Consider the following 14,243-nt stretch of genomic DNA (forward strand, 5'->3'; position numbering starts at 1 on the left):
GGCAGCGATCCTCAGGCGAACAAACGGTCGGTGTTGATGAAGCCGCGCTCGTTTTCCGGGCGCGAGGTGCGGCAATGTTCGGCGACGCTGGCGTCGGCGTTCATCCAGCTGAGCTTCAGGGGTTTGGGGGCGTAGTCCGGCGACGGGTCCATCGGATGCTGCAACGCGGTGAGTACCACCAGGGTGTCCATCGGCGCGTACAACTCGATGTAATCGCCGGCCTTCGAGTTGCCTTCGACAAAGTGGAAACGCCCGGTCTCATCGACGTTGACGCGGCTGAACAGGTTGAGAGTCATCAGCAGATCCGACAGGCCCAACCCCCACTTGCCCAGTTCCACCAACAGGTTGTCGGTGCCGTTGCGGAAAAAGCCGTTGCGCAGTTCCTGATAACGGCCGGCGCCGTATTTTTCCGCGACTTCTTCAGCGCAGAGCACGCCGCCGAGGCTGTCGCTCCAGCCACAGGTGTCGGCGGTGATCGCGGCGAGCACGCGGCCCATGTCCGAATAGAGGCAATGGCCGCGGGTGAGCTTGGCGGTGTGTTGGCATTTGAGGCTGTCGGGCAGGTTCAGGCGTTCGGTTTTTTCATTGGCATTGAGCAGCGTCAGGCTGACGTTGGCGCCGCCCCGCAGGTCGGTCAGGCGCAGCAACTGGCCGCGTTTCAACACGAACGAACGATGGCCGCCGCCAGGGAGCATTTCTTCGGCGAAGGGCGGGAACAGTTGGGTCGAATCAGTCATTTCAAAATTCCTCTAAGCGATACGAAGCGTGCCCGCCAGCGCAGCCGGCAAGGCATCGACGGCGGCGCGGTTGACGCGGCGGTCGCTGTTCAAAGGGATGTCGTAAGTGATGCGCGCGCCATAGGCACCGGGGGCGTGCGGGTCGACGCGGACCTTGTCGAACACCAGCAAACGAGTGCCGAGGCTGAAACCTTCGGACAGGTCATGGGTGACCATGAACACCGTCAGTTGCGTCTCGCGCCACAGCTCCAGCAGCAAGGCGTGCATGTCTTTGCGGATGCCCGGATCGAGCGCGCCGAACGGTTCGTCGAGCAGCAACACGCGGGGTTTCATGATCAGCGCCTGGGCGATGGCCAGCCGTTGTTGCATGCCGCCGGACAGCTGCGCCGGGTACTTGTCCAGCGAATGGCCGAGGCCGACCTTGTGCAGCAGCGCCGAGGCCTGTTCGCGGGCGTCTTTTTTTGCACTGCCGAACAAGCGCCCGAGCAAGGGCGAGCGCGGCAGTTCGAGGCCGAGGGCGACGTTATCGAGCACGGTCAGGTGCGGGAACACCGAGTAACGCTGGAACACCACGCCACGGCTGGAATCCGGTTCGCCGGCCAGCGCCTGACCGTCCAGCAGAATCTCGCCGCGACTGGCGCGTTCCTGGCCGAGCAACAGGCGCAGGAAGGTCGACTTGCCGCAACCCGACGCGCCGACCAAGGTGCAGAATTCACCTTCGTTAACGTTCAGGTTCAGGCCTTCGAGCACGACTTGATCGGCGTATTGCTGCCAGACGTTTTTTACCGTGATGAAGCTCATGCGCGGGCTCCTTCATACCAAGGGAACGCGCGTTGGGTCAGGTGTTTGAGGCCCCAATCCATCAGCCAGGCGAGCAGGGTGATCCACACCACGTAAGGCAGAATCACGTCCATCGCCAGGTAGCGGCGCACCAGAAAAATCCGATAGCCGAGGCCGTCGGTGGAGGCGATGGCTTCAGCGGCGATCAGAAACAGCCACGCCGAGCCGAGCATCAAACGCAGCGAGATCAGCAGCCGTGGCAACAGTTGTGGCAGCACCACGCGCAGCATCAATGTCCAGGTCGACGCGCCGAGGGTCTGGGCCTTGATCAACAACTCGACCGGAATTTCCCGGGCGCGCTGTTCCAGATCACGGGCCAGGCACGGGGTGATGCCGATCACGATCAGCATCACTTTCGACAATTCCCCCAGCCCGAAGACGATGAACAGAATCGGCAGGATTGCCAGTGGCGGCACCATCGACAACACCGTCAGCAACGGCGACAACGGCGCGCCGAACAGCGGCAACGTTCCGGCGGCGATGCCCAGGCACAGCCCGGCCAGCGCACTGATGCCGAGGCCGATGGCCAGGCGGCGCAGGCTGGACGCGGTGTCTTGCCACAACAGGTATTCACCGGTGCGGGTGTCGGCAGTGAATGCCAGGCGTTTCACCGCGTCGGTCATCTGCACGGCGCTCGGCAATAGCTTGTCATTGGGGTTATCCGTCAGCCGCTCGGCCGAGCCCATGAAGTAGGCGAACAGCACCAGGGCGAACGGCAGGATCACCAACAGCAGACGACTCGGGCGATCCGGGTGGCGATTGATCAGGCGCATGGCCAGTCCTCCGGTTTACAGCTTGGCGTCAGCGGCCATCTGCACGTAGGTCGGGTCGAAGCGCAGCTTGAGGTTGGTCTTGTCGCCGCTGGTCACGCCATTGGCGAAGGCCATGCCGACGGCGCTGGTGTCTTTGGCGCCTTCACCCAGCAAGCCGTGCTGGAACGAAAACTCGGCGACCTTGCGCATGGTTTCCGGCAATTGCTTGCTGGTGGAGAAGTCCAGGGCTTCCTTGGGCGTGGCGAACAATTTGGTGGTGTCGAGTTGCGACTGGAAACCGGCCAGGTCGGTGCCCGAAGCTTTGGCCATGTGTTCGAGTGCGACCTTGCTGGCGGCGTTTTTCGCGTTCATCAACGCGACCACTTCGAACCAGGCGCCAGTCAGGGCTTTGCCCAGGGCCGGGTTGTCTTTGAGGGTGGCGCTGTTGACCACCATCATGTCCATGATTTCGCCGGGGATCTGGCTCGAGTTGAAGACTTCGGTCACCCCGGGCTTGGCCTTGATGTCCGACAGCATCGGGTTCCAGGTGGTGACGGCGTTGACCTGATCGGTGTTGAAGGCGGCCGAGATATCGGCGTCCGAGGTGTTGACCACTTTCAGGTCTTTCTCGGTGAGGTCGACCGAATCCAGCGCCCGGGCCAGCAGGTAGTGTGACACCGACAGTTCGACCAGATTGACGTCCATGCCCTTGAGGTCGGCGACCTTCTTGCCATCGCCCTTGAGCACGATGCCATCGTTGCCGTTGGAGAAGTCGCTGACGATCAGCGCGGTGCTGTCGACGCCACCGGCCGCCGGAATGGTCAGCGCGTCCATGTTGGTCATGGTGCAACCGTCGAACTGGCCGGCGGTGTACTGGTTGATGGATTCAACGTAGTCATTGAGCTGCACCACATCGATTTTGATGCCGTACTTCTTCGCCCATTTGTCGACGATGCCTTGGCTGCCGGCGTATTCCCAGGGCATCCAGCCGGCGTAGATGGTCCAGCAGACGCTGAAGTGGTCTTTTTGAGCGGCGTGGGACGGGAGGCTCACGAGGGCTGCGAAGGCAGCGGCGAGCAGGGCGGGTAAACGAAGCTTGAGCATGGGTGGTTCTCCAGTTGATCAAGGGCGGGCAGGAGTCAACGCGGCACCGCGAACGGTGGCTTGTCTCCCGGGCTTTTGTCCCGCCGTGTAACCTCAACTGGAGGTCGCCAACTCTCGGACCAGCCACTCGCCTTAGCGAGCCGGAACCCTAGTCAGCCATTGCAAATTGTGGTGCCGCGAACCTTGTGATGACTCCTGCACGGGTTTGCTAAAGCGAGAGCCGTGCCAAGTTGGCTTGAGGGCTCTAGGGTAGGGGATTGCGCGATGAGCGCTTGGGGCAGGCGAGGCGGTGTTGCCTTGTGATGGTGCGCGGGTGCACCGCTATGGGACGTCGTGGCCGCTGATCTGAAGGTCCGCACCCTTCGGCACTCGCCCCGGCATTGCCAGTCAAATGGGTGTCAGCCGGCCTGTTGCGGCTGTGGGTCTTTCAGGAGGCCGCCATGTTTCGTCGACTGTTGTTCGGTATGGTTCTCGGGCTTGGTCTATCCGGCTGCTATTACTACGCCGGTGGTTACGATGTGTATTCCGCGCCTTATTACTACCCCGGCTATTCTCCCTATTCCTACTATTACGGCCCACGTTATTACTACGGCCCGCGCTTCTATGGGGGCTATCGCTACTACTATTGGGGCGGGCACGGGCCACGTCATTACGGCGGTGGATACCGCGGTGGCCACCATTAATCAGCGGGTGAATAGATGAAAAACCTTTCATCGGCTACTTGTTTCAATCTGTTTCAGGAACGCACCAGATTTGGAAAACGATGTCTGATCTTTCGACAGTCACCGAATAATTGACTGTCGCCTGCCAGCGTCGCTGGTATGGCTCACTCGCGGTCCAGGAGGCCGCCATGCTCTGTCGAAAACAGCTCCACCGAATTCTTCTGATTGCAGTATTGGGATTGTCTCTTGGTGCGTGCGTGCCCTATTCCGATGGAGGAGGCAGCTACTACCGTTCCGATGTCTATACCTCGCCAGCGCCCGCCTATTATTCCGGTGGCGGACCTTACTATTCAGGTGGCGGCGGTTACTACACGCAGCCGCGCCGCTACTACGCGCCACCGGCGCGGTATTACCAGCCAACGCCGCGGTATTACCACCAGCCGCGGGTTTATCAACCGGCCCCTCGTCATTACCAGTCGCAACGGGGCGACTACCGGGCCCATGGTTGGGACGGCCGTAACCGCGGCGGTTGGAGCAACGATAACCGTGGCCATGGCGGACGCAACAATCACGGCGGACGAGGCGACCATAACGGTCGCGGCGATCACGATGGCCGGGGTGGCCGTCGTTAACCTCATCAACTAAACGCAATACCTGTGGGAGCGAGCCTGCTCGCGAAGGTGGTAGGTCAGGCGACATCAATGTCGACTGACACGTCCCCTTCGCGAGCAGGCTCGCTCCCACATTTTTTAGTATTCCGACAGATCGGCCAACGGATGCCGACCTTCCCAGACTTTATGAAAGTGCGCCTCTACCACCGCATCCGGCACGTTATTGATGTCAGGCCAGTGCCAGTGCGGCTTCTGGTCCTTATCAATCAACCGCGCCCGAACCCCCTCGCTGAACTCCGGATGACGGCAGCAGTTGAGGCTTATCGTGTATTCCATCTGAAAGACCTGAGCCAATGACATGTGCCGGGCGCGGGCGATCTGTTCCCACACCAGATGAGCGGTCAGTGGCGAACCTTCGGTCATGGTCTTCGCTGCTCGACTTAATAGCAGATCCGAATGGTCGCGCAGAGCGCTGATGGCTTTCCAGGCGCAGCGCACATCGCTGATATCCAGCAGTTCATCGATTTGCTGGCGTCGAGGCAGCCACTGCGCGGCGGGCATTTGCGCAACGGCTTCCTGCTGCAAGGCCTTGAGCAGACTGTTGAGCTGCATTGGCGTCTGTTCCTGCCAATTCAATTGCAGCAAGCCTTCGATCAGTTCTTCTTGCTGTTCATCGAGCAGGAAACGGTCGGCGAGGCCCAGGTCGATCGCGTCACGACCGTTCATATGCGCGCCGGTCAGCCCCAGAAACAGCCCGAGCTTGCCGGGCAGGCGTGACAGAAACCAACTGGCGCCAACGTCCGGATACAGACCGATACTGATCTCCGGCATCGCCAGGCGGCTGCTCGGCGTGACAATCCGGATGCTTGCGCCTTGCAGCAACCCCATGCCACCGCCCAGCACATAACCATGGCCCCAGCAGATCAGCGGTTTGGGGTAGGTATGCAGATTGAAGTCCAGGCGATATTCCGCAGCAAAGAAGTGCGCGGCCAACGGCGGCACTTCCCCGGGGTGAGCGCGGCAGGCTTCGACCAGACTGCGCACTTCGCCGCCGGCGCAAAAAGCCTTGGCGCCGTTACCGCGCAGCAGAACGCAGACGATTTGCGGATCCTTGGCCCACGCGTCCATCTGATCGCGCAGGGCATTGATCATCGGCAAGGAGAGGGCGTTGAGCGACTTTTCGGCATCCAGGCTGGCGATGCCGATGCGCGCACCGTCGGTGCCGGTGAGTTCTTCGAAGTGCAGATTCATCGTGACCTCGATAGTGAAATTGAGCGTTCAGTATGATCGCTGTACAGGAAAGTGCCGGATCTGCGTCAGATCAATTGACAAGTGTGGTGGGCTTTCCTAGGGTTCGCCCCATTGTTTTTGCCGGATGTAACCATGACTGCTGATGACCGTATCAAACTCGAACCGGGCTGGAAGGAGGCACTACGTGCCGAATTCGACCAGCCCTACATGGCAGAGTTGCGTAATTTCCTGCAGCAGGAGCGCGCGGCGGGCAAGGAGATTTATCCTCCGGGCCCAATGATTTTCAACGCCCTTAACTCCACGCCGCTGGACAAGGTCAAGGTCGTCATCCTCGGTCAGGACCCGTATCACGGCCCGGGACAGGCCCACGGGCTGTGCTTCTCGGTGCAACCGGGTGTGCCGGCGCCACCGTCGCTGGTAAACATCTATAAAGAGTTGAAACGCGACCTGAACATCGACATCCCCAACCACGGCTATCTGCAGAGCTGGGCTGATCAAGGCGTGTTGATGCTCAACACCACGATGACGGTCGAGCGCGCCAACGCCAATGCGCACAAGGACAAGGGCTGGCAGTTTTTCACGGATCGAATTATTGAAGTGGTCAGTCAACAGCAACCACATCTGGTGTTCATGCTGTGGGGCGCGCATGCCCAGAGCAAACAGAAACTCATCGATGCCACCAAGCACCTGGTGCTGACGTCGGTGCACCCGTCACCGCTGTCCGCTTATCGCGGTTTTCTGGGGTGCGGGCATTTCAGCCGGACCAACAAGTTTCTTGAACAGAATGGCGAAACGCCGATTGAGTGGCGGTTGCCGCCAGTCTAAAAAAGCTTCGCGGGCAAGCCTCGCTCCTACAGGTCCTGCACGAATCTGTAGGAGCGAGACTTGCCCGCGAAGAAGGCGACTCGGTCCTCAGTCTGACTCAGGCTCGCGATTCCAATACCTGAACAACGGCTCCGCCAGAAACAACACAAACAACAACCGCATCACCTGCATCGCCGTCACCAGCGGGACGGACAGTTGCAAGGTCTCCGCCGTCAGGCTCATCTCCGCAATGCCGCCAGGCATCATGCCCAGCGTCAGCGAACGCAGATCCAGATGCGTCAGCGCACTCAAGCCCAGTGCCGCCGCCGTAGCGATCAGCATGGTCAAAATCGTGCCGACCAAGGTCCGTCCCATAAAAGAGGGCGCCCGGCGGAAAAACTGCCGATTGAAATGACAGCCCAGGCCGCTGCCGATCAGCCATTGGCCGATCTGGCTCCCGCCATGGGGCAAGCCGATGTGCAAATCCCAACCGATGCTCACCGTTGCACTGACCAGCAGCGGCCCGAACAGCCACGGATTGGGTTGACGAAGACGTTCCCAGAGCCAGGCCGCCAAGGCGCCCGCCGGGAAGAGAAGCGCCAGCCACCACCAATTGACGGCGGAGGGATGAAAAATCGGTGTGCCGCTGCCCAGCAAATACTTGAAGGCTGCCGGCACGCAAAGCACGACGACCAGCACTCGCAGACTTTGCCCCGCCGCGACTCGACTCAGCACCGCGCCATTGCGCGCGCCGAGGTTGACCATCTCCCCGGAGCCACCCGGCATGCTGGAAAAGAACGCGGTAGCGCGATCCTCCCCGGTGCGCCGCATCAACCAGACCCCGACCACGGCGGACAGGCTGGTGATCAACGCACCGAAGAAAATCAGGCCGAAGTGACTCAACACCTGCTCCATCACCACTGGGGTGAAATGCAGGCCGATGCCGATCCCGACGATCCATTGGCCGCACTTGCGGCCACCAGGGATTTCCGCCAATTGCCAGGGTGTCAGGCAGCGCACCAGGATGATCGCCAGCAACGAGCCAACCATCCACGGCAGCGGCCAGCCGACCAGACTGGCCAGGTAACCGCCCAGCGCGCCGACCAACGGCGTACCCCACCAGGCGTTGAAAGGTGGTCGATCAGACATCGGCGATGGCGCGTTGAGCAGCCGAACGTTTACGCCAGATCCGCAGCAGTGGCATCAGCAGCATGATCGCGGTCAGTACCCAGACACCGAAAGTGATCGGGCTCGACCAGAGGATCTCCAGCGCACCGTTGGAGATCGACAGCGCACGGCGCAGGTTTTGCTCCATCAAGCCACCGAGGATGAAGCCCAGCAGCACGGGCGACAACGGGAAGTCCAGCTTGCGCAGGATGTAACCGAAGATGCCGATGCCGATCATCAGGAAGAGGTCGAAGGTGGTGGCGTGCACCGCGTAGACGCCGATCCCGGTAATGATCGCGATCACCGGCACCAGCGCCCAGTTCGGCACGGCGAGGATGCGGGTGAAGATGCGGATCATCGGGATATTGAGGATCACCAGCATGACGTTGGCGACGAACAACGAGGCGATCAGGCCCCAGACGATGTCAGGTTGTTGCTGGAACAACAGCGGGCCGGGCGTGATGTTGTACAGCGACAGCGCGCCGATCATCACTGCTGTCGTCCCCGAACCTGGAACGCCGAGGGTCAGCATGGGCACCAGTGCACCGCAGGCTGCACCGCCGATGGCGGTTTCCGGGGCGGCGAGGCCGCGCATGTCACCTTGGCCGAAGGTGCCCTTGGCGCCGGCGATACGCTTCTCGGTCATGTAGGCCACGGCGCTGGCGAGGGTCGCGCCCGCACCCGGCAACACGCCCATGATGAAACCCAGTAAGCCGCAACGGATGTTCACCATGAACACCGCCGAAGCTTCCTTGACGTTGAACATCATTCGGCCGGTCGCTTTCACCGCTTCCTGACCGCGATGGGTCTTCTCCAGCAGCAGGAGGATTTCGCTGATGGAGAACAGGCCCAGCACCAGCACCACGAACTGAATGCCGTCAGTCAGATGGATGTTGTCTCCAGTGAAACGGTACACGCCGCTGTTGGCATCGATCCCGACGCACGACAGAAACAGACCGATGAGCGCGGCAATGAACGTTTTCAGCGGACGATCACCGGCCATGCCGCCGAGACAGACAATCGCAAACACCATCAGCACGAAATATTCTGCCGGACCGAAGGCAATCGCCCATTTCGCCAGCAACGGCGCGAACAGCACCATGCCGCACGTGGCGATGAACGCACCGATGAACGAACTCCATGCCGACAACGACAGGGCCACACCGGCCATGCCTTTGCGTGCCATCGGATAACCGTCGAGGGTGGTCATGACAGTGGACGCTTCGCCCGGAATGTTCAGCAGGATCGAGCTGATCCGGCCGCCGTATTCACAGCCCAGGTAAACCGCCGCCAACAGGATCAAAGCCGACTCCGGTGGCAGGCCCAGGGCGAACGCGATCGGGATCAACAACGCCACGCCATTGATCGGGCCCAGGCCGGGCAACAGGCCGACCACGGTGCCGATCAGGGTGCCGCAGAGTGCGGTCACCAGGTTATACGGGGTCAGCGCGACGCCGAAGCCCTGACCCAAATAGCCAAGAGTATCCATATCAGTTCTCCAGAACGTCGAGTACGCCCAAAGGCAGTGGCACGTCCATCAACTTGTCGAACAGCAGGTAAAGACCGATGGCCATCAGGCTGATGATCACCGCGCTCGGTAGCCAGCGGCCGCCATACAGGCGAGCCATGGGGACGCCGATCAGGATGCTGGCGACGATGAAACCCAGGGGTTCGAAGGTGCCGGCGAACACCAGCAACAGCACCACACAGATGCCGATCTTGATCAGCGTTTCGCGGTCCAGTTTCGGGTCATCGTCGCTGTGGATGATCGGCGTCGGCCGAAACACCATGTACAGCAGGCCGAGCCCCATCAAACCGAGCATCAGTAGCGGAAACGCGCGAGGGCCCACCGGTTCGTAGGAAAAAGCCGCCTGGTACGGCCAGGCCATCAGTGCCAGGCCAACACAGGCCAGCAACAGCACCGAAGCAAAAATGCGTTGTAAGAGCATGGGAAACTCCTGTGCCACGGCCCCGCAAATCGGGGCCGCAGCCGCTAGACAGAGGCGATCACTGGATCAGGCCGAACTCTTTGGCCAGCACTTTGTAGTCCGCAACCTGCTTCTTCACGTAGGTGTCCAGCTCCGTGCCGGTCATGGCGAACGGGAAGAGCTCACGCTGATCGCGCAGCTTGGCGAAGTCTTCGGACGCCAGCAGTTTGTCGAAGGCGTCTTTCCACCAGGCGTAGTCTTCGTCGCTGACCTTTGGCCCGAGGTAGAAACCGCGAACCACTGGCCAGACGATGTCGTAGCCTTGCTCCTTGGCGGTCGGGATGTCTTTCATTTCCGGCTCGTCCAGGCGCTTCTCGGAGAACACGGCGAGCAAGCGCATGTCACCGCTCTGGATGTGCGGCATGGAGTCGGAGATGTCGGTGCTGCCGACCTGGATGTGGCCGCCGAGCAGGGCGGTGGCGATTTCACCGCCGCCTTCAAGGGCGACGTAACGCAGGTCACGCGGGTTGATCCCGGCGGCCTTGGCAATCAACGCCGTTTGCATCCAGTCCTGGCTGCCGACGGTGCCGCCGGAGCCGATCACCACTTTGCTTGGATCTTTCTTCAGTGCTTGCACGAGATCGTCGAGGGTCTTGTAAGGCGAATCGCTTTTTACTGCGATAGCACCATAGCTGGTGCCGACGGCGGCGAGCCAGCGAACGTTGGTTTCATCGAACCGACCGAACTTGCCCTGGGCCAGGTTCAGCAGAGAACCGCTGGACCACGCCACCAGCGTGCCGGCGTCGGCCGGACGTTGAGCAACTACCGCGTTGTACGCCACCGCGCCGACACCGCCGGGCATGTAGGTCACGCGCATCGGTTTGGTCAGCAGTTTTTCGTTCACCAGCGCGCTTTGCGCCAGTTTGCAGGTCAGGTCGAAACCGCCGCCTGGCGAGGCCGGGGCGATGCATTCAGGGCGTTTTGGCTCGGCCATCAGTTGGCCGGCGAACAGCATGCAGCTGGCGGCGAGGGCGAAACGGCGCAGTGATCGATTCATTGTTGTCTCCACGGGAGTTTTTGTTTTTGGGGATGTTTCAGGTGCGGCGGATTCGCGTCGTGCAGCCGGTAGGAGCGCTGACAAACGTGAACGAGAGGGATTGAAAAAACGGGTGGGACGGGCAAACCTGAAGCTGTCTGGCCAGCATGGTGCAGTACCTCGTTATTGTTCTTATTGGCGAAAACGCATCGAGGCGTTTTTCGGGAGCTACATTTCAAAGCACGATCGGGTGGCCTGCAGTCGAAACCATCCGTGGGGCGACTCTAACGGGCTAACCTTTCGCTAACCTTTCAGTTGGCTTTCACAGTTTTCAGGCTTCACAGCGGCGGATGCGGCTGTAAACTCCGCGCCAAAGAATGGCGTCGACCATCCCTGAACGAGGTAACAATCCATGCGTGTCCTGCTCGTCGAAGACCATCTGCAGCTCGCCGAAAGTGTCGCCCAGGCGCTCAAGAGCACCGGGTTGACCGTGGATGTGCTGCACGACGGCGTGGCGGCCGACCTGGCCTTGAGCAGCGAGGAATACGCGGTGGCGATCCTCGATGTCGGTCTGCCGCGCATGGATGGTTTCGAAGTGCTGGCGCGCCTGCGGGCCCGGGGCAAGAACCTACCGGTGCTGATGCTGACCGCACGCAGCGACGTCAAGGACCGGGTGCACGGGCTCAACCTGGGCGCCGACGATTACCTGGCCAAACCTTTTGAACTGACCGAACTCGAGGCCCGGGTCAAAGCCTTGTTGCGGCGCAGCGTGCTGGGCGGTGAGCGTCAGCAGCGCTGCGGCGTCCTGGCCTATGACCTGGACACTCGGCGCTTCACCCTCGGTGAAGAATTGCTGACCCTGACCTCTCGCGAGCAGGCAGTCCTCGAGGCATTGATCGCCCGGCCCGGTCGGGTGATGAGCAAAGAGCAACTGGCCGCTCAGGTGTTTGGCCTCGATGAAGAAGCGAGCCCGGATGCCATCGAAATCTACGTCCACCGCCTGCGCAAGAAACTGGATGGCCAACCGGTCGCCATCGTGACCTTCCGCGGCCTCGGCTATTTGCTGGAAAGCCGCGATGCATAAGCCCAGCAGCCTGCGCTGGCGGTTGTTGTGGAACCTGGCGCTGTTGTTGGTGGTGTTAATGCTGGCCAGTGGTTTGAGCGCGTACTGGAATGGTCGCGAAGCCGCTGACACCGCCTATGACCGGACCCTGCTGGCGTCGGCGCGGACCATCGCCGCCGGTGTGTCCCAGCGCGATGGCAGCCTCAGCGCCGACGTGCCCTACGTGGCCCTCGATACCTTCGCCTACGACAGCGCCGGGCGGATTTTTTACCTGGTCAACGACATCAATCAGAAGCTGATTTCCGGTTACGAAAACCTCCCGCCGCCGCCCCCGGGAACGCCGCGTACCGATGACTATCCGGCGCTGGCGAGCTTCTATAACGCTAAATACCGCGGGCAGAACGTGCGCGTGGTGAGCCTGCTCAAGCCGGTGAGCGAGCCGAACATGAACGGCATGGCGGAAATCCGCGTGGCAGAAACCGACGAGGCGCGGGTCGCGATGGCTCGCAGTCTGGCGGCGGACACGTTGCTGCGATTGGGCATGTTGGCCATCGGCGCGTTGCTGATGGTGTGGTTTGCGGTCAGCGCGGCGTTGCGTCCGCTGGAGCGCTTGCGCACGGCGGTGGAAGAGCGTCAGTCGGATGATTTGCGGCCGTTGCCGCTGGTGGAAGTGCAGCATGAGTTGTGGCCGCTGGTGCGCGCACTCAATCACTTTACCGAGCGACTGCGCGGGCAATTCGAGCGGCAGGCGCAGTTTATTGCCGATGCCGCCCATGAGCTGCGCACGCCGTTGGCGGCGCTCAAGGCGCGACTCGAACTGGGCCTGCGTTCAAACGAACCACAAACCTGGCGCAGCACCCTGGAAACCGCTGCCCAAGGCACGGATCGCCTGACTCACCTGGCCAATCAATTGCTTTCTCTGGCGCGGGTAGAGAACGGGGCCCGGGCGATTGCCGAGGGCGGCGCGCAGTTGTTGGACCTGAGTCAGTTGGCGCGCGAACTGGGCATGGCCATGGCGCCGTTGGCCCATGCCCGCGGCGTCGCCCTGGCGCTGGAGGCTGACGAGCCAGTGTGGCTGCGCGGCGAACCGACGTTGCTGAATGAACTGCTGAGCAACCTGGTGGACAACGCCCTCGCTCACACGCCGCCGGGGGGCAATGTGATTCTGCGGGTCACGGCGCCGGCGGTGCTGGAGGTCGAAGATGACGGGCCGGGAATTCCCGTTGATGAGCGGGATCGGGTGTTCGAGCGCTTTTACCGGCGCAACCAGCAAGTGGCCGGGTCCGGGCTGGGGTTGGCGATTGTCGGTGAGATTTGTCGCGCGCACCTGGCGCAGATCAGCCTGCACGATGGTGAGTCGGCGGGGTTGAAGGTGCGGGTGAGTTTTATTGCGGGGGAGTGAACACTTTACCTGTGGCGAGAGGGTAAGCCCCCTCGCCACAAAGATCAGTAAAACATCGACCGCGACTCTTCCAGATCCCGGCACATCGCCTCATTCTCCGGATCGATCCCCAGTTTCTTGAACGCCGGCACGCTAAACGCATCGATACGGGCCAGCGGGTGGTCGGTGTCCTTGTGGCAATACAGGCTGGCCACCTGAACCAGATCGACATAATCGACCCGCTCGGACTGGCGTTTGAAGTCCAGGTACAACCCCGGCAACTGCACCAGCATTTCCGGGAATTCCCAGACCCTGAGCAGTTTGTCGCCGATCAAGGGATGAATGCGATCGATGACATGGTTGAGGCTGACCGCATCAGAGAGCAATTCGTAATGGTCTTCGGCGTAGGTCAGGATAGGCAGTACACCAATCTGATGCACCAGCCCGCCAAGGGCTGCCTGATCTGGTTTGAGTTGCGTGTAACTGCGGCATAGCGCGTAGCTGACACCGGCGATTTCCAGGCTTTTACGCCAGACATCGCGCATTTTCTGTGCCACCACTTCAGAGCGGGCGTGGAAAATTTGCTCCATCACCAAGCCGATCGCCAGATTACTGCTGTAGTTGACGCCCAACCGTGTGATCGCCGTGTGCAGGTCAGTCACTTCCTGGGTCGCGCGCAGCAGCGGGCTATTGACCACTTTGATCAGACGCGCCGACAACGCCGTGTCACGGCCGATCACTTTACTCAGGGTGCTGACACTGACTTCCGGGTCTTCAGCGGCCTTGCGAATCTGCAGGGCCACTTCCGGTAACGTTGGCAGAACCAGGTCATCGTTATCGATGGCCTCAACCAAATCCTGTTGGACCTTATCCGCCAGCTCGCTCATTTCTTTTCTCTAGGGTGTTA

Annotated in this window: 15 protein-coding genes and 1 riboswitch; of the genes, 5 read left to right on the forward strand and 10 right to left on the reverse strand. The window is 61.1% G+C overall.

All coding sequences use genetic code 11. The features are described 5' to 3' along the window. Positions 1–11: 11 nt before the first annotated feature. The 4 genes from AC1ROI_RS14835 to AC1ROI_RS14850 are packed head-to-tail and all read right to left on the reverse strand — an operon-like array spanning position 12 to position 3,433. A complete protein-coding gene (locus tag AC1ROI_RS14835) occupies positions 12–737 on the reverse strand; it encodes an urea amidolyase associated protein UAAP1 (protein WP_010462307.1) in 726 nt (241 codons plus the stop codon). 12 nt (positions 738–749) lie between these two features. Then, positions 750–1,538 (reverse strand): ABC transporter ATP-binding protein, encoded by a 789-nt coding sequence (locus AC1ROI_RS14840; protein WP_010462305.1) that lies wholly within the window; start codon positions 1,536–1,538, stop codon positions 750–752. Beyond that, positions 1,535–2,350, reverse strand: coding sequence for an ABC transporter permease (locus tag AC1ROI_RS14845; protein ID WP_010462303.1), 816 nt, complete (start codon positions 2,348–2,350; stop codon positions 1,535–1,537). The genes AC1ROI_RS14840 and AC1ROI_RS14845 overlap by 4 nt, the downstream gene beginning before the upstream one ends. Before the next feature lie 15 nt (positions 2,351–2,365). Continuing rightward, the gene (locus tag AC1ROI_RS14850) at positions 2,366–3,433 is read right to left on the reverse strand and encodes a putative urea ABC transporter substrate-binding protein (protein ID WP_010462301.1); all 1,068 of its coding nucleotides are present in this window, start codon (positions 3,431–3,433) and stop codon (positions 2,366–2,368) included. A 62-nt stretch (positions 3,434–3,495) separates the two neighbouring features. Next, positions 3,496–3,596: riboswitch (guanidine-I (ykkC/yxkD leader) on the reverse strand. A gap of 277 nt (positions 3,597–3,873) precedes the next feature. On the opposite strand from AC1ROI_RS14850, the gene AC1ROI_RS14855 reads away from it, so the two are divergent. Both AC1ROI_RS14855 and AC1ROI_RS14860 read left to right on the forward strand, forming a co-directional pair. Beyond that, the gene (locus tag AC1ROI_RS14855; RefSeq protein WP_083374831.1) at positions 3,874–4,116 is read left to right on the forward strand and encodes a hypothetical protein; all 243 of its coding nucleotides are present in this window, start codon (positions 3,874–3,876) and stop codon (positions 4,114–4,116) included. Between the two features lie 167 nt (positions 4,117–4,283). After that, positions 4,284–4,727 carry a hypothetical protein gene (locus AC1ROI_RS14860; RefSeq protein WP_102594112.1) on the forward strand — a complete coding sequence of 148 codons (444 nt, stop codon included), beginning with the start codon at positions 4,284–4,286 and terminating at the stop codon, positions 4,725–4,727. Positions 4,728–4,844: 117 nt separating this feature from the next. Here the strand turns inward: AC1ROI_RS14860 and dspII are convergent, their stop codons facing one another. Next, the gene (gene dspII, locus AC1ROI_RS14865) at positions 4,845–5,957 is read right to left on the reverse strand and encodes an enoyl-CoA hydratase/isomerase DspII (RefSeq protein WP_010462294.1); all 1,113 of its coding nucleotides are present in this window, start codon (positions 5,955–5,957) and stop codon (positions 4,845–4,847) included. 132 nt (positions 5,958–6,089) lie between these two features. Here dspII and ung point away from each other — a divergent pair, with 132 nt between their 5' ends. After that, positions 6,090–6,782 carry a uracil-DNA glycosylase gene (gene ung / locus AC1ROI_RS14870; RefSeq protein ID WP_010462292.1) on the forward strand — a complete coding sequence of 231 codons (693 nt, stop codon included), beginning with the start codon at positions 6,090–6,092 and terminating at the stop codon, positions 6,780–6,782. Positions 6,783–6,869: 87 nt separating this feature from the next. Here the strand turns inward: ung and AC1ROI_RS14875 are convergent, their stop codons facing one another. Genes AC1ROI_RS14875 through AC1ROI_RS14890 form a run of 4 tightly spaced genes read right to left on the reverse strand, consistent with a single transcriptional unit; the run spans position 6,870 to position 10,913 of the window. Then, positions 6,870–7,910, reverse strand: a complete 1,041-nt coding sequence (locus AC1ROI_RS14875) for an AbrB family transcriptional regulator (protein ID WP_083374829.1) — start codon at positions 7,908–7,910, stop codon at positions 6,870–6,872. Continuing rightward, entirely contained in the window at positions 7,903–9,417 is a 1,515-nt protein-coding gene (locus AC1ROI_RS14880) for a tripartite tricarboxylate transporter permease (protein WP_083374828.1), read from the reverse strand. Before AC1ROI_RS14880 ends, AC1ROI_RS14875 begins: the two co-directional genes overlap by 8 nt. 1 nt (position 9,418) lies before the next feature. Continuing rightward, complete coding sequence (locus AC1ROI_RS14885; RefSeq protein WP_010462287.1) at positions 9,419–9,877, reverse strand: tripartite tricarboxylate transporter TctB family protein; 459 nt, start codon at positions 9,875–9,877, stop codon at positions 9,419–9,421. A 58-nt stretch (positions 9,878–9,935) separates the two neighbouring features. Further along, complete coding sequence (locus AC1ROI_RS14890) at positions 9,936–10,913, reverse strand: Bug family tripartite tricarboxylate transporter substrate binding protein (protein ID WP_102594113.1); 978 nt, start codon at positions 10,911–10,913, stop codon at positions 9,936–9,938. 391 nt (positions 10,914–11,304) lie between these two features. Here AC1ROI_RS14890 and AC1ROI_RS14895 point away from each other — a divergent pair, with 391 nt between their 5' ends. Next, complete coding sequence (locus tag AC1ROI_RS14895; RefSeq protein ID WP_007898613.1) at positions 11,305–11,976, forward strand: response regulator; 672 nt, start codon at positions 11,305–11,307, stop codon at positions 11,974–11,976. Further along, positions 11,969–13,357, forward strand: coding sequence for a sensor histidine kinase (locus tag AC1ROI_RS14900; RefSeq protein ID WP_010462282.1), 1,389 nt, complete (start codon positions 11,969–11,971; stop codon positions 13,355–13,357). The genes AC1ROI_RS14895 and AC1ROI_RS14900 overlap by 8 nt, the downstream gene beginning before the upstream one ends. Before the next feature lie 44 nt (positions 13,358–13,401). On the opposite strand, the gene AC1ROI_RS14905 is transcribed toward AC1ROI_RS14900, so the two are convergent. Beyond that, positions 13,402–14,223, reverse strand: coding sequence for an HDOD domain-containing protein (locus AC1ROI_RS14905; RefSeq protein ID WP_010462279.1), 822 nt, complete (start codon positions 14,221–14,223; stop codon positions 13,402–13,404). Positions 14,224–14,243 lie beyond the last annotated feature (20 nt).

The sequence above is a fragment of the Pseudomonas sp. GW823-FHT02C02 genome, from assembly GCF_058797635.1.